Annotated in this window: 11 protein-coding genes and 1 pseudogene; 8 read left to right on the forward strand and 4 right to left on the reverse strand. The window is 40.8% G+C overall.

What is annotated here, in order from left to right:
• Nucleotides 1-155: 155 nt before the first annotated feature.
• A complete protein-coding gene (locus JR005_RS05485) occupies nt 156-1,472 on the forward strand; it encodes an ammonium transporter (protein ID WP_324064569.1) in 1,317 nt (438 codons plus the stop codon).
• Between the two features lie 79 nt (nt 1,473-1,551).
• Complete coding sequence (locus JR005_RS05490; RefSeq protein ID WP_004995528.1) at nt 1,552-1,908, forward strand: hypothetical protein; 357 nt, start codon at nt 1,552-1,554, stop codon at nt 1,906-1,908.
• Between the two features lie 97 nt (nt 1,909-2,005).
• On the opposite strand, the gene JR005_RS05495 is transcribed toward JR005_RS05490, so the two are convergent.
• Nucleotides 2,006-2,773, reverse strand: a complete 768-nt coding sequence (locus JR005_RS05495; RefSeq protein WP_218665694.1) for a hypothetical protein — start codon at nt 2,771-2,773, stop codon at nt 2,006-2,008.
• Nucleotides 2,774-3,172: 399 nt separating this feature from the next.
• A complete protein-coding gene (locus JR005_RS05500) occupies nt 3,173-6,670 on the reverse strand; it encodes a PAS domain-containing hybrid sensor histidine kinase/response regulator (protein WP_218665695.1) in 3,498 nt (1,165 codons plus the stop codon).
• Nucleotides 6,671-6,852: 182 nt separating this feature from the next.
• Between JR005_RS05500 and JR005_RS05505 the strand changes: the two genes are divergently transcribed.
• Both JR005_RS05505 and JR005_RS05510 read left to right on the forward strand, forming a co-directional pair.
• Complete coding sequence (locus tag JR005_RS05505; protein ID WP_004985785.1) at nt 6,853-7,185, forward strand: DUF485 domain-containing protein; 333 nt, start codon at nt 6,853-6,855, stop codon at nt 7,183-7,185.
• 2 nt (nt 7,186-7,187) lie between these two features.
• On the forward strand, nt 7,188-8,903 hold the full coding sequence (locus tag JR005_RS05510) for a cation acetate symporter (protein WP_010588677.1): 1,716 nt from the start codon (nt 7,188-7,190) through the stop codon (nt 8,901-8,903).
• Nucleotides 8,904-9,009: 106 nt separating this feature from the next.
• Here JR005_RS05510 and JR005_RS05515 read toward each other — a convergent pair whose 3' ends face one another.
• Nucleotides 9,010-9,384 carry a hypothetical protein gene (locus JR005_RS05515; RefSeq protein ID WP_004985778.1) on the reverse strand — a complete coding sequence of 125 codons (375 nt, stop codon included), beginning with the start codon at nt 9,382-9,384 and terminating at the stop codon, nt 9,010-9,012.
• 190 nt (nt 9,385-9,574) lie between these two features.
• Here JR005_RS05515 and JR005_RS05520 point away from each other — a divergent pair, with 190 nt between their 5' ends.
• The gene (locus JR005_RS05520) at nt 9,575-10,255 is read left to right on the forward strand and encodes an ion channel (RefSeq protein WP_004985776.1); all 681 of its coding nucleotides are present in this window, start codon (nt 9,575-9,577) and stop codon (nt 10,253-10,255) included.
• A gap of 198 nt (nt 10,256-10,453) precedes the next feature.
• On the forward strand, nt 10,454-12,424 hold the full coding sequence (locus tag JR005_RS05525; protein WP_004985775.1) for a BCCT family transporter: 1,971 nt from the start codon (nt 10,454-10,456) through the stop codon (nt 12,422-12,424).
• Nucleotides 12,425-12,480: 56 nt separating this feature from the next.
• On the opposite strand, the gene omp33-36 is transcribed toward JR005_RS05525, so the two are convergent.
• A complete protein-coding gene (gene omp33-36 / locus JR005_RS05530; RefSeq protein ID WP_004985773.1) occupies nt 12,481-13,383 on the reverse strand; it encodes a porin Omp33-36 in 903 nt (300 codons plus the stop codon).
• 1,043 nt (nt 13,384-14,426) lie between these two features.
• Here omp33-36 and JR005_RS05535 point away from each other — a divergent pair.
• Nucleotides 14,427-15,158, forward strand: a pseudogene (locus tag JR005_RS05535) (IS5 family transposase).
• Nucleotides 15,158-15,445: a helix-turn-helix transcriptional regulator gene (locus tag JR005_RS05540; RefSeq protein ID WP_324064572.1), complete on the forward strand. Its 288-nt coding sequence runs from the start codon at nt 15,158-15,160 to the stop codon at nt 15,443-15,445. Before JR005_RS05535 ends, JR005_RS05540 begins: the two are co-directional and overlap by 1 nt.
• Nucleotides 15,446-15,600 lie beyond the last annotated feature (155 nt).

The following is a 15,600-nucleotide window of genomic DNA, read 5'->3' on the forward strand; positions in this document are numbered from 1 at the left end:
TAAATTCATCACATTTATCATTATTAAATTAACTAATTCAATTAAAAAAAGAAATAAACAGAAATCATTGGCGCGTTTTTTGCTAAATCCAGTCTAGTTAGCATTTAAATAGTAATTACAAAAAAGGCAGATATAAATGGCCTTAGGGGATGCATGTGAAGAATAATCAATTGAAATATGCAGCGATTGCACTATTAAGCATGGTTTTTATGACCCAGCAGAGCTGGGCAGAAACTGCACCATATATGACCGATATGAGTACAATTAGCGCAGGAAATACAGCGTGGATGCTCACCTCAACTGCACTGGTTTTATTGATGACCATTCCAGGCATTGCTTTGTTTTATGCAGGAATGGTGCGTAAAAAGAATGTATTGGCAACCTCTTTGCAAAGTTTAACGATTGTAAGCATTTCTACTATTTTATGGGTGGTCATTGGTTATAGTCTGGCGTTTACGCCTTATTCACCGTTTATTGGTGGACTGGATCGGATCATGTTGAATGGAGTTGACTTCAATTTAGTACAACAAAAGCTTTCGGTGAGTCATATTGCGCCCAGCATTCCAGAAAGCGTCTGGATTATGTTCCAGTTGACCTTTGCCATCATTACACCTGCGTTGATTACAGGGGCGTTTGCTGAACGAATGCGTTTTTCAGCCATGATCTTGTTTATGGTGTTCTGGATTTTATTGGTCTACGTGCCAGTTGCCCATTGGGTCTGGGAACCAAGTGGATGGTTGGCTCAACTAGGTGCTCTGGATTTCGCAGGCGGCACGGTGGTGCATATTAATGCAGGTGCCGCAGGGCTAGTCTGTGCCTATATGTTAGGCAAGCGTCGTGGTTATGGTCGCGAACCTTTTATTCCAAATAATTTGATGTACACCTTTATTGGCGCTTCATTGCTTTGGGTCGGCTGGTTTGGGTTTAACGCAGGTTCAGCTGGCGCAGCCGATGGTCGTGCAGGTATGGCGATGTTAGTGACTCAAATTGCGACCGCAGCAGGGGCTTTGACATGGTGTTTGGTTGAATATTTAGCACGTCAAAAAGTCACTTTATTAGGGGCATGTTCTGGCGCTGTCGCAGGACTGGTGGCGATTACGCCAGCTTCTGGTTTTGTTGGCGTTAGCGGTGCACTGATGATCGGTGTTTTGGCAGGTGTGTGCTGTTACTGTGGAGCCACAGGTCTAAAACGATTACTCAAAGCCGATGATTCTTTAGATGTTTTCGGGATTCATGGTGTAGGAGGCATTGTAGGAGCCATTCTCACGGGTGTATTTGCGCAAAAAACTTTATCAGGCGTAGAAGCACATGTCGGCGTACAGGCACTTGGTGCAATCGTAACCTTTATTTACAGTGCACTGATTTCATTCATTATTTTATTTATTCTCGATAAGATGATCGGGCTTCGAGTGAATGAAGAACAAGAACAACTTGGATTGGATCTGGCTCAACATGGAGAACACATTCCTTAATCAGGCAGTGCGAGCCATAACCATGTCCTGCGAAAAATCGCACAGGACGTTGGGGTTTAAATCAATCAGGAGTGAGAACATGAAAACAATCTATACAGATGATCCATTGGTCAATAATGAATTATTTAGCTTGGCAACTCAGCTTTATGTCAGGTTGCGCCGTGAAACTGGACGAGTGGTGGATGCCGTCTATATGGCAAAAAATAACGACTACGCCCAAGAAATCATGCACTTGGCTGCATCGGTGGATGATCGTGAGCTTAAAAATTTGGCGGAGAAATTAGACAAGATTTTAAATGGTGCTACCACTCAAAGTCTAAAAACTAGTCCAAAAATCGAAAGCAACCTTGCTGGATTGAGAAGCACAAGTCCAGAATTACAAGCCGAACTTCAGCAGGAAGAGGTACCGCATCATTATATTGGTGCATTACGTTAAGAGGTGTCTGTACGAGGATGACCATGACACGACAGGTGCAGATGTATAACATGATCTAAACCCGTTTAGTCTAACTGGTTTAGATCACTGCATGATTTTATGCGAGACAATCTTGTTTTAAGGTCACGTTGTCGCAATACAGCGGATTGAGCGCACATTGCAAATCATCAATTTGTTCTTGAGTCACATAACCTTTTTGTTTGAGATAATCTGCAACACGATCATCACGCAAACTCAAAAAAGCCGCGTCATAAACGCCCAAATCAACAAATAAAGCCGCTGTTTCCAGACTGTTAAAACGATCAAGGAAAATATCATCGCCATACATTAAAAAGATATGATCCAAATCGGCATTGGCTTCGACAGCTAAACGTTGTGCGAGTTGCTGTGGAGGAGTTTTAATGAACAGTAAATCAGAAAGCTCATCAAATTGAGTGGTATCGAGCTGATCATTGTTATTTTTAACACGACCTAACCATGCCTTAAAGACTAAAACTGCACCACCGCGGAGTAACATGCTCCAGATTTGGTGGCGTGTCGCATGATCCAGAGTCGCAGTTTCCGCTTCAAGGCTTGCAAGCAGTGTACTTTCTTGCTGTGCAAGTTTGTCAAATAAACCCAAACCTTGTGGATGATAGGCAGCAGGAGCAAATACATCAAAGTGAAGTTCATTGAAGACATTCAATGCCAGAGGCACTGCACTGCGATATATACTTTCTAGGGCTTGCACATGGGTTGGATTAATTTTGCTATGAGGAAATAACGCTTGCCAGTCGATGTCTGGGAGTAAGGCATTGGCGCTGTATTCACGATAGAACTGAAGTGATTGATGTTGACCGTGAGGAACTTCCTCTGAAATATTCATGATTTTTGTCCTTGAAAATAATTCTGCGAATTTCCATGCTGTTTTTGGATGAGCCAAAATAGTGAAGCTCACGCGCATCATGGAATCGACTTTTTACTTTTCTTGTTATGCGGTATTCAGAAAGCAAGGGGTATTAGACTAAAGTTCTATACTGGATTTTAATTGTTAAATATTGATAAAAAACGATGTATTATGTAATTGTAACTAACTATACGCATGTTTTATTACAAATTGGTGAGACTTTGCCATAGTGGATTGTGAATTGGAAACTTTGGTCAATTGGGGAATAGTAAAAGGCTCATTTTCTGAGCACTTTTGCCTATTTGTCAAAATAAAACGCCAATTTTCATCTTGAAAGGTCACGGTAATATTCTGAAATGCAAAAGCTCGACTCAACGTTTATGTGTCTGAACTAATTTTTAGACCTGATAACCATGCGCGTAATCCTGCGGGTTTTAGTGGTTTTTTCAGCAGTACAATATTCATTTCCTTTAATCGCTGAGGTAATTCAGGATCTGAATCGGCGGTAATCAGTGCCACAGGTACAGAGACAGGGCGATGTGCCAAAATAAAGTCCATTCCAAGTTGATCTCGATTTAAATGTTGATCGATCAACCAGACCTGAATATTTTCAGTCTGAATAATAGTCAAGGCTTGTTCTGGTTCAGTTGCCTTAAATACATCGTAGCCCCATTTCGACAATAAAGCGGCCATACCATCCAAAATGGTTTCGTCATTATCCAAGCACAGCACCCGATAACCTGTGGCCAGAATAGCCGTATTCTGTTGCAGAGCGGCAACCGTCTTTTGGGGTGCTGGAACGGTAGGGACTTCAATCATGAAAGTGGAACCTTTTCCAAGCTCAGAGTAAACCTCTACAGGATAATCCAGCAGGCTGGTCATCCGTTGCACAATCGCCAGACCCAGACCTAAACCTTGTTCGCCCCATGGCGAGGTATGACCACAACGCTCAAATTCCTGAAACAGTTTAATCCGCTGTTCTTCCGCAATACCCGGACCTGTGTCCCATACCCCGATGCGGATATGTTGAGGTTTTCTAGCTGAACGCAATACGCCCACCACCACACGCCCAGAGGCGGTATAGCGCAAGGCATTACTCACAAAATTTTGAATAATGCGTCGAATCCACTGTGGATCGGTATCAATCCAGAATTGGGCATCATGGACTTTGAGCTGAATATTGCGCTGCGCAGCAATTGATTTAAATTGCAGCGATAAATCACTCAGTAAATCATGCAAAGGATAAGCCTGTCGTTTCGGCTGTAATGAACCGCCTTCTAGTCGGGCAATATCTAGCAGGGCTGATAGCATGCTTTCAGCCCCATAAAGAGCGCGGTCAAGTTGTTGCAGGGTTTGACGTTCTTGTTCACTATGCACACTTTGTTCAAGTACGGTACTAAACAGGCGAGCCGCATGCATCGGTTGGAGCAAATCATGACTGGCAGCGGCAATAAATCGGCTTTTCGACATATTGGCTTTGTCTGCCTGTTCACGTGCCAATTGCTGTTCAGTTAAAGCATCCGCGAGCTGTTGAGTTCGATCCATGACGCGTGCTTCTAGCACCGCCTCATTTTCACGGAACGCGGTAATATCAGCAAAAGTGGTGACAAAACCACCCCCTTCAATCGGGTTGCCGCGCATCTGAATGACACGACCATCTTTGCGAATACGTTCAAATTCATGAGCGCTTCCCACTTGCATCCAGTGAATACGCTTGCGGACATGTTCTTCGACGGAACCCGGCCCGCATTCACCCCGTTCGGCGTTATAACGAATCAGATCGGCAATCGGGCAGCCGACATAGACTAAATCTTTAGGATAATCAAACAGCTTTAAGTATTGGTTATTCCATGCGACCAGACACATATTTTCATCAACGACACTCACGCCTTGTGTCATGTGATCAATCATAGTCATCAACAAGTTTTGGTTAAAGCGTTGCCATTGTGATGCCTGATCCAGAATATTGGCGACTTGTCCCAAAGCCAGACCATTATTGACCATGGCCGTGGTGAGCAAAGTTCGTGCAGAGGCAGCGCCAATGGTTCCCGCCAGATATTGTTCAGTAAAACGCCACCACATACCATTGGCAAAACTGTGTTCATTTAAGAGGACATTGTTTTGACTACTAAATTGTGCAAATGCATGTTGGGTTGGGCGATCACCCGTAATACGCTTGGCCAGTGTAATCAGATCACCTACCCGCAGTCGCGCGGCATCATGATGCAAATAACTCATATCTGTCGAGGTATGTTGTGCAGGTAAAGGCTTGGTTTCATAATAAAAGAAACTTTCTGCCTGAATTTGTTCTGCCACACTTGGACGATAAATACGGGAAATCCAGACATATAAAATAATATTTAGACCAAGCGCCCATATCACTCCATGCGTCAAGGGTGCAAAAGATTCAAAACCTAAGAGTGCTTCTGGTCTTAACCAGCTAATACCAAACGGACCTGAGTGAAGAAAGTGATAGGAAAAATCCTGATATTGATCAGGTAAACTTCTTAAAATGGTAGGCATTAGCAGCGTGTACATCCACATCAAGAAGCCAACAATTAAGCCTGCATAAACGCCCTGACGGCTACCACCACGCCAGTACAATCCTCCAATCAAGGCTGGAGCAAACTGTGCAACGGCACTAAAGGCCAATAGGCCAAAAACAGAAAGTTGATCGATATCATTAAAGAAATGAAAGAATAAAAAACCCAGTAACATCACCGCTAAAATACAGATGCGGCGGGTAAATTTTAGCATTTGAGGCAAACGGGTATCGTGGCGCGAAATCAGATTAAAGCGCCATAATGCAGGCATGATCAAGTCATTACTTAGCATAATCGACAGTGCTACCGAAGACACGAGCAACATCCCTGTAGAAGCAGAAAAACCACCCAAGAAAGCCAGTAGGGTGAGCCATTCCTGATTATAACTGAGCGGCAAGGACAGCACCGCGACATCTGGAATGGTTAAAAACTGAGGTGCCGCATGTAGCGCCCAACTGGCGATGGGAATAATGGCAAGCGTGGTTAAAATCAGATACACCGCAAACCAACGCCGAGCGCCACGAATATGTTTTTCATCACGCAGCTCGACCACCGCGACATGAAACTGGCGTGGCAAGCAAATAATCGCCAGACCTGCAAGTAAAGTCTGAATCCAGAAAGTTTCTGGAACACCAAATAATTGCACTTCATGAAAAGTTTTGGCCACGTCATGACTGATTTGCCGCAGGTTATTCGGCGTTTCAAAAATAAAAAACAATGCGACACAGATCAGCGCAGAAAGTTTAACGAATGATTCAAATGCTACCGCCAGCATTAAACCACCATGTTGTTCGGTATTGGCAATCTGGCGCGTCCCAAACATCATAGCCAGTATGGCCAGAACGCCAGTCATTAACAGAACACTGTTGGTGGTGGTATTTAAATGCGGCCCCTGATCAAGTACCACCGAAGCACTGAGGGCAATAGCACGTAGTTGCAAGGCCAGATAGGGAATGATGGCAATCACGGCAAGGATTGTGACAAGCGAAGCCAATGTCCCGCTTTTGCCATAACGTGCAGCAATAAAATCGGCAATCGAAGAAATTGCATGGTGGCGGCGGACTCGTCCCAGACGGCGCCAAATATCGTAGCCGAACCAAATAAATAGCAGTGGCCCTAAATAAATCGGCAGGAAAATGATGCCTTCACGAACAGCAGCACCTGTCGCACCATAAAATGTCCATGAGGAACAGTAAACGCCTAAGGTTAAGCTGAACAGCAACATTCGTCCGCGTGTACTCAAACGACTGGCATGCTTTTCACCAAAAAAAGCACACAGGAATAAGACTAAAATATAAAGGGCCAATACCCCAATAATAAGCCAGCTGTTCATAGCACCTAAACTGTTCAACGCTTGGACTATCATACCTTAAGCCGTCACAAAGCTTGTCATGTTGTACAAAATTTAGCGACCAAAGTCTAAGTTACGAACCTCATACAAGCTTGTTAATTTAGTAGCGTAAAGAAAAAGGATTAAAAAGCGCCCATCGACGGTCGCTGTAAAAGGAGTAGTTTATGGATGACGTTCAGGTAGAGCGAATTCTACAAAATCCAAAATTTAAAGAAATGGTAAGCAAGAAAGCGAGACTCAGTTGGACATTGACAGCAATCATGCTGTTTGTTTATGTCGGCTTCATGCTACTGGTCGGTTACAACAAAGAATTTTTAATGAGTTCATTTAGTGGTGGTGTGACAACTTGGGGAATTCCTTTAGGTTTAGGCATTATCGTATTGTCCTTTGTATTGTGTGCAGTGTATTCCTACATTGCCAATAATACCCTCGATCAACTGAATGAAGATGCATTAAAAGAAGTTGAGGCGATTACTCACGAGAAAGGATTACACTAATGATGAAATGGAATTCATTCAAGACACAGGCCGCAATAGCAGCAAGTGCGATGTTGTCCACAGCTGCCATGGCAAGTCCTGATCTAGGTCAAGCACAGCAGCAAGCAACGAACTGGCATGCCATTATCATGTTTGTGATCTTTGTGGGTGCAACCCTGTTCATTACCAAATGGGCAGCCAAGCAAACCACAAATACCAAAGATTTCTATACTGCGGGCGGCGGAATTTCAGGATTCCAAAATGGTCTGGCGATTGCGGGTGACTATATGTCGGCAGCATCGTTTCTTGGTATTTCCGCGATGGTGTTTAGCTCTGGTTTTGACGGCTTACTTTATTCACTGGGTTTCATGGTGGGTTGGCCAATCGTTTTATTCCTGATTGCAGAACGCTTACGTAATTTAGGTAAATATAACCTGTCAGATGTAGTGTCGTTCCGTCTGGAAGAAAAGCCAGTACGTACTTTGGCTGCATTTAGTTCATTGGTCGTGGTTGCATTCTATCTGATTGCACAAATGGTCGGTGCGGGACAGTTAATCAAACTATTATTCGGTTTGAACTATAATATTGCTGTGGTTATTGTGGGCTTACTGATGATGGCCTACGTAATTTTCGGTGGTATGTTAGCGACAACATGGGTACAGATCATCAAAGCAGTATTATTACTTTCAGGTGCAACTTTTATGGCCTTCATGGTCATGAAAGCGGTTGGTTTTAGCTTCAGTAATATGTTTACCCAAGCGATTGATGTCTATTCAAATGTGCGTCATATCAGCTTTGAAGAGGCGAGCAAAATCATGGGGCCAGGTAGCTTGGCATCCAATCCGATTGATGCGCTTTCACTAGGCTTGGCTTTAATGTTTGGTACAGCAGGTCTGCCACATATTTTGATGCGTTTCTTTACCGTAAAAGATGCGAAAGAAGCACGTAAATCAGTGGTTGTGGCAACAGGTTTTATTGGTTATTTCTATTTGCTGACCTTTATTATTGGTTTTGGTGCAATCCTGTTTGTCTCAAACAATCCACAGTTCCTTGATGTGGCAAAAGCTGCGGTAACAGGTAAATTAGAGCTCGTTGGTGGTAACAACATGGCAGCAGTGCATTTAAGTGATGCATTAGGCGGCGACTTGTTCATGGGCTTTATTTCAGCAGTGGCTTTCGCAACGATTCTCGCGGTTGTAGCAGGTTTAACTCTTTCAGGTGCATCTGCAATTTCACATGACTTGTATGCCAACGTCTTTAGAAAAGGTCAAACAACACCTGAGTCTGAATTACGCATGTCTAAAATTGCAACCATGGGTCTTGCGATCTTTGCGATGATTTTAGGGATTTTGTTTGAAAAGCAAAACGTCGCATTCATGGTGGGATTGGCTTTCTCGGTTGCATGTTGTGCCAACTTCCCAATTCTGGTTTTGTCGATGTTCTGGAAAGGTTTAACAACACGTGGTGCGGTTATTGGTGGAGTCGTCGGTTTATTAACTGCGGTTGTTCTGATTATTCTCTCTAAAGCTGTGTGGGTAGATACCTTGAAGATTTCTGATACACCAATCAATCCATTTAATGGCCCTGCAATCTTTGCAATGCCACTGTCATTCTTCTGTTGCTGGTTCTTCTCAATCACAGATCATTCAGCACGTGCCAAAGCAGAACGTAAAGCATTTGATGCACAATATGTTCGCTCAATGACAGGTGTCGGCATCTCTGGTGCTTCAGATCATTAAACTTTAAAATTCTTCAAGCAAAAAGTCATCGTTAGAACGAGGACTTTTGCTTTTATGCGATCAAATTTATCAATGATCAATTGAGCGACATTATTTTTGTTGTGACTTATTTTTTAGTATAGATCTGACCATTCACTTGCATTTTCCATTGGCCATTTTCTTGATAGGGCGCATGCTCAACACTAAAACTTTTACCCAGATCACCTTGTCCAATTTCAAAACTATGCTCATCAAATTGGGTAATACTGGCTTTGATATCGGAGTGCTCTGTCAGGCTGACTTCACGATCTGAGGTTTTCTGATCCTGATGTTCATTGTGTTTATAGGTTACTTGACCATTTTTTTCAATTTTTAAGCTGTCGGTATTACTTTGCCAGTTCCCAATATAGTCAGGATGCTGTTCCAGCATTGGATTGGTTTTACCACAAGCGGTCAATACTAAAACCAGACTCAAACTGAGAAAAACTGAAGCGCGTTTCATTTGTTATAACCTTATTGAATTATTTAAAAATATTATGCGATAGTCGACTGTAACAAGTTACAGTGTTTTGATCATTTTCTGTGAAACATTTTTACATAGATGATCTTTACTCTTGGTGATAGGGCAAGAGAAGATAGAAAAACCTTAAAACAAATTTTTTGATAAAAGAACAAAAAATATAGGATATGACATGCAGGCATTCAGAGATTTTTGGAAAGGCTTTCGCTTATTACCTTCAGCATGGTTATTGATCGTTCAGTTTTTTATTTTAATTCTTTCATCTATTAGCCATGATAGTCATATTTCTTATCGTGCCATCAGCTGGGTATTGGGTGCATTGGCATTATTGCTTATTGCCAAAGTCATACGCCAATCACCTGCTTTTACTGCGCTGGGCTTATTCTTTGTGAGTGGTGCATTACTTTTTTCAATTCTAATTCTGCTAGGTTATCGCGAACCAGCCATACAAATTACAGCTCATATTTTTGAGAGTCTGGCTTATTTTTATGCGGCTTATGGTTTATTACGTTATATGTTTGCCGATCGTTATTTGACCAAAGATGAAATGTTTGCGGCTGGAGCAGTGTTTACTTTATTGGCATGGGGCTTTGCTTTTCTCTACAATATTTGTCAGTTGATCGATCCTAACAGTTTTATTAAGCCTGAACATATTGGCTTAAAAAGCTGGTTAGACATCCTTTTTTTAAGCTTTAGTCTGCAATCCGCTACAGGTCTTTCCGATATTGTGCCTTCAGGTGCAGCAGCCCGAGTCATTGCGATTATCCAGATGTTTGGAGGGGTTATGTATTTGGCAGTGATTGTTACCCGTTTAGTTGCATTGCAGTACACGCGACACAGTCCAAAAGATTGAATTTATAACGATCAATAAAGTTTTGTTACAGCTCTACAACGTTTCTAATGAAAAATCTCCATAAAATACAAAGGGTGAGAGAGATAGCGGCTCTTACTTTTTAAGATCAATATCCTCTTATATATTCTTGCCACTTTTTTGTGTTGTCTTCTGTGATCGAGAGATCACGTTTTTATTAAAAAATAATCTGGGGGATCTATGCCTTCCAAAACGTCATCTTGGATGAGTAATATCAATCCAAATGTGTTTTTCAGTACACTCGCAATTATCGCGATCTTTCTCGCAATTGTCATTATTGCACCCAATTCCTTTGAATTATTGACTCAGCAGTTGAAAGACTGGATTACTGAGTCGTTTAGCTGGTTTTATGTCTTGTCAGTTGCTTTCTTTTTGATTTTGCTGATTATTATTGCATGTTCTCCAAGTGGTAAAATCAAACTCGGTCCTGATCATAGTCAACCCGAATACAGTAATAGTTCATGGTTCGCCATGTTATTTACTGCGGGGATGGGGATTGGGCTTATGTTTTTTGGTGTGGCAGAACCGATTATGCATTATGTCACGCCCCCGACAGGAGAGCCTGAAACCATTCTTGCTGCACAGCAAGCGATGCGTGTTACCTTTTTCCACTGGGGCTTACATGCATGGGGGATCTACGCCATAGTAGCCTTGTCACTGGCCTACTTTGCCTATCGACATAATCTTCCTCTAAAAATTCGTTCCTCACTCTATCCCTTGATTGGTAAGAAAATTTATGGGCCAGCAGGCGATGCGGTCGATACCTTTGCAACGATTGGAACTATTTTTGGGGTGGCGACCACGCTCGGATTTGGTGTCACTCAAATTGGTTCGGGTCTGAACTATTTATTTGGTTTGCAAACCTCCGCGACTTCACAAATTATCCTGATTGTTGTGGTCAGTGCCATGGCGAGTCTGTCTGTCGGATTAGGACTCGATAAAGGGATTAAACGTCTTGCTGAACTTAATTTGGCATTGGCTGTCATTTTATTGCTGTTCGTATTTTTTGCTAGCTCAACCATTTATCTGCTGCAAACGACTATCCAAAATGCAGGACAATATGTTTCTAACCTGTTTGATATGACTTTTAATCTTTATGCCTATCAACCTACAGGCTGGATTGGTGGCTGGACGATTATGTATTGGGCATGGTGGATTTCATGGTCACCATTTGTGGGAATGTTTATTGCTCGAGTGTCCAAAGGTCGCACCATTCGTGAGTTTATCATTGGCGTCTTATTTATTCCGACTGGATTCACCCTGATCTGGATGGGATTTATGGGCAATGCGGGGCTTTATAGTGTCTTACATGATGGAAATATAGGTTTACTTAGCGCGATACAAGGCGATTCATCGGTTGCATTATTCGAGTTTTTGGGCACATTGCCTCTATCTGGTGTAATGAGTTTACTGGCCACGATTCTGGTGATTTTATTTTTTGTGACATCCGCAGACTCTGGTGCACTGGTGGTCGATTATCTGACTGCAAAATCCGATGATTCACCTGTATGGCAACGTCTGTTCTGGATTGTGGTCATGGCAGCCTTGGCCATTATTTTATTGCTGGCAGGTGGTTTAACCGCCTTGCAATCGGCAACCATCATGAGTGCTTTGCCTTTCACGGTGATCATGTTATTGATTTGTTGGGGTTTAATTAAAGCACTGAGGATTGACAGTACCAAAATGCAGTCAATCCAAGAGGCGCGTACTACGCCGCGCGCGATTCAAAATCCGCGTAGTTGGCAACAGCGTTTAGGCTTGATTATGCATTATCCGCATTCCAAGCAGGAAGTGGATGAATATATTCAGACGACAGTGAATAGGGCCTTTGAAAGTATTCAAAAAGAATTCCGTCGTCGACATTTGACAGCAAAAATAGAAAACACTGAAAATGGTTTGGTGTTGAAAGTGGATCACCATGATGAAATTAACTTTATTTATAATGTGGTTTCACGTGAAACAGTGCCACCAAGCTTCATGGTGAAAGATCAAGCTACCGAAAATGAAGAATATTTTCAGGCAGAGGTGTTTCTACGAGAGGGTGGTCAGAATTATGATGTGATGGACTGGACACAAGAAGATTTGATTCAGGACATTATTGATCAATATGAACGCCATTTATATTTCTTAAATGTTGTGCGAACCACCTAACGCAAAAAAAGAGGACTCAATTTGAGTCCTCTCTTTTTTTGTAAAGTTAGAATCTATTAGAAACGAACTTTAGCGTTCAAACCGATCGTTTGCGTATCAAGATCTGAACCTTGAACATCTGCTTTCAGGTAAGATGCACCCACCGCAACAGCTGGAGTAATGAAGTAATTTACATTCGCTCCCCAAGCTTGTCTAAAGCGACCTAAATCATCACCTTTAATGTTTGCTTCGCCATCATTACCAATAAATGTTGCGCCAACACTGAGTTTTGGTGTTAAGTAAAGATCAGATTTTAAACCATATTGATTTTCCTGACCAAACGCACCAGCAACTTCAAAACCGACTGCCATATTCGTACCGTCGATTGGACCCACATACTTCGCACGTGCAGTCACAGCATCTTGATCGTCTTGAATCGCAGCAGTTTGATTGACTGCCGAGTAAATACCATTGTTCATGATACCAAAAGTATCTAAAGAGAATTGATCAGCCACGCTGGTATAACCGACAGCCATTAAGAAGTTAGGAAGCAACATTGCACCAACTTCAAGTGAGTAACGGTCACCGTGGTCATCACGAGAGATCTCATTTTTACCATCAGCATCGGTATGGTTATAAGATGCACTTGCATAAACAGGAACATAAGGTGTTGGAAGATAAGCTTCACCTTTTGCACCATAAGTGCCAATGTGGTAATTAATACCATCTTTCACATCATATTGCTGATAGCTATAACCAAGCGAAACGCTAGAAGCCTGGTTCAAAAATGCGGCTTCAGCTAAAGGGCCTTTAGATGCATCAACATCCTTTAAATAGAATGTACCGTTAAGGTCACCTGTAAAGTTTTTATCATTCGCAGTCGTATCTACAAATTCTGATTGACCTTGAACTTCAACTTGATATGCGTGAGCACCGGTCATGGCTAAAAGTAAAGCAGTGGCTAAACCGAGTTTTTTCATAGTAGTTTCCAGCGTTAACAAGAAAATTAAGCTGCGGTCATTGTATTGTAACAATTTATGAAGTCAATGATATTAAAAACAGGCAGAGTCAAGGCTCTCGGGCCAGCTAAGTATCTGAATAAAAAGTGATCATTTAAAATAAATCCTGTCAACCTGAAAAAATTACTATTTTTACAATTAGCTAGAAGCTTGATTGCTACCCAAAAAATGTAAGTAAGCGTAAAAAGAAGCGTTTTTTTTGATTGTAAAATTAAATTATTAATTTAATTTTAATTGATAAAAACTTTTAAATATTTTTCTTTCAATTGAATATCATGCCAAATTTATTATGTTTATGCATATTAATGTGAAATTTATCACACTAAAAAATTAAATCGAATGATGTTTGTTTGGTTTAAAAAGATAAAATTGTTAAAACATTAATCATCAAGATGAAGAAGTGTGATGCCGCTCTGTAAAGAATGGTAAAAATCAGGAAAAAAACATAGTAATTTATATAAATGCGCTTTACATCGATCAAATTTTTTTAGATAATTGCATCAAGAAATGTTGACTGGTTTAGTCGGATTTTGGTTTCTCAAACGAATTGTTTTAAAAGTTTTACTTTTTATATGCCCAGCTTTCCCCAAGGTTGGGCTTTTTTTTTGCTTGATCTTTGATAAATGAACATTACTATAAAAAGATATTTGGATAATAAAACTGAAGATAAAAAAAAACCAACCGATAAGAGAGTGGTTGGGCTGAAAAGGATGTTAGTTAGGAGAAACATCCTTGAGGAAGTTGCTCTATCTCTGCTTTAAGATTAACTTCGGAATATGTGTTAATTATGAATTTAGATTTATAATCTGTAAAATTGATAGTTTTAATTTTATTAATAGTTTTTTTCTATTTTATTGCGCTGTTTTAAGTGATATTCATCTGATTCACAGAGTTGGATAGGCTGCATATTTTTTCATTGTTAATTAGGGGGTGTTGATACGTTTAGTATAAAAAAAAAGCGAAGTAGTAAAATTAAATCGCCAAASCCAATTTTACTATTCGCTATGCCTCGTACCATGYTRACAGATCAACACTGGCAAAAGTTGAAAGCTATTTTGCGTAATTTATCYATTCATCACAACCCAAMTYTAMGWAATTTTATTGAAGCKATTCTWTATAGAATGAGAACAGGCTGTCCTTGGTGAGATATTCCTTTTGCTTTTGGCCAATCTAATTCAATTTTTAAACGCTTTAATCGTTGGTCAAACAGTGGGAAGTTTCTTATATTATTTAAGTTATTGGCATCTCATTCAGAGAAGGAGTGGATTTTTATTGATGGCTCTCATGTTCGTGCTCATCAACATTCCGCGGGTATCGCGAATCAAGCCATTTCTAAAAGTGTGGGAGGAAACTCCTCAAAAATACACTTAATTTTTGATGCGCATGGTCGCCCTATTGATTTTATGATTATTGATGGAACCACGCATGATGTTAAAATTGCGCCAGAGTTAATATCGAAATTAGACTTAACCGAAACAGACATGGTATGTGCAGATAAGGGCTATGACTCAGAACCATTAAGAGAACAGATTAGACAGACAGGCACTAAAGCGAATATACCTAAAAAATCGAATAGTCAGTCAAATAACGATCATATGGAGTGGTATTTATATAAGATCAGGCATTTAGTTGAAAACACGTTTTGTAGATTAAAGCAATTTAGAGGAATAGCCATTCGGTATGATAAGCTCAAAAGAAATTATGAAAGTTCAGTTGCTCTAGCTTGCATATTTTGATGGCTACCTTTATCGGTCAGTATTTGATCATGAAATGTCAACACACCCTGATGGAATTGAATATTTCAAATATATTTGCAACACGATTAGGTTTTGCACGTAAAGTTAAAAGGCTATCTCAGGAAAAGCTTGGTATTTTAGTGGGTAGCGATGAATCATCGACTAGTAGTGCCCGAATGAATCAATACGAAAGAGGTAAGTATACTCCTGACGTTCTGCTGGCTTCGCAGATAGCAAAGATATTGGAAGTCCCATTATCTTTTTTTATGCACCCACAGATGACTTAGCAGAATTGAATTAAATATTCTATAGTCTAGATGAAGATAAAAAGATTGAGCTTTTAGCTTTTGCTCGACAACTTAAACAAATACAAAATTGAATATTTACTCAAGCTAAGCAACTTTGTGGAACTTTGATCAAAGAATAGGCGTGGAACATGAAA

Origin of the sequence: Acinetobacter sp. Colony158 (assembly GCF_019264745.1) — a bacterium.
Classification (GTDB): Bacteria; Pseudomonadota; Gammaproteobacteria; order Pseudomonadales; family Moraxellaceae; genus Acinetobacter; species Acinetobacter ursingii.

What these genes read in the sequence shown, in the direction of transcription:
- JR005_RS05490 (WP_004995528.1), top strand. Translation starts at nt 1,552, where the DNA reads ATGAAAACAATCTATACAGATGATCCATTGGTCAATAATGAATTATTT.
- JR005_RS05495 (WP_218665694.1), bottom strand. Translation starts at nt 2,773, where the DNA reads ATGAATATTTCAGAGGAAGTTCCTCACGGTCAACATCAATCACTTCAG.
- JR005_RS05500 (WP_218665695.1), bottom strand. Translation starts at nt 6,670, where the DNA reads ATGAACAGCTGGCTTATTATTGGGGTATTGGCCCTTTATATTTTAGTC.
- JR005_RS05505 (WP_004985785.1), top strand. Translation starts at nt 6,853, where the DNA reads ATGGATGACGTTCAGGTAGAGCGAATTCTACAAAATCCAAAATTTAAA.
- JR005_RS05510 (WP_010588677.1), top strand. Translation starts at nt 7,188, where the DNA reads ATGAAATGGAATTCATTCAAGACACAGGCCGCAATAGCAGCAAGTGCG.
- JR005_RS05515 (WP_004985778.1), bottom strand. Translation starts at nt 9,384, where the DNA reads ATGAAACGCGCTTCAGTTTTTCTCAGTTTGAGTCTGGTTTTAGTATTG.
- JR005_RS05520 (WP_004985776.1), top strand. Translation starts at nt 9,575, where the DNA reads ATGCAGGCATTCAGAGATTTTTGGAAAGGCTTTCGCTTATTACCTTCA.
- JR005_RS05525 (WP_004985775.1), top strand. Translation starts at nt 10,454, where the DNA reads ATGCCTTCCAAAACGTCATCTTGGATGAGTAATATCAATCCAAATGTG.
- omp33-36 (WP_004985773.1), bottom strand. Translation starts at nt 13,383, where the DNA reads ATGAAAAAACTCGGTTTAGCCACTGCTTTACTTTTAGCCATGACCGGT.
- JR005_RS05540 (WP_324064572.1), top strand. Translation starts at nt 15,158, where the DNA reads ATGGCTACCTTTATCGGTCAGTATTTGATCATGAAATGTCAACACACC.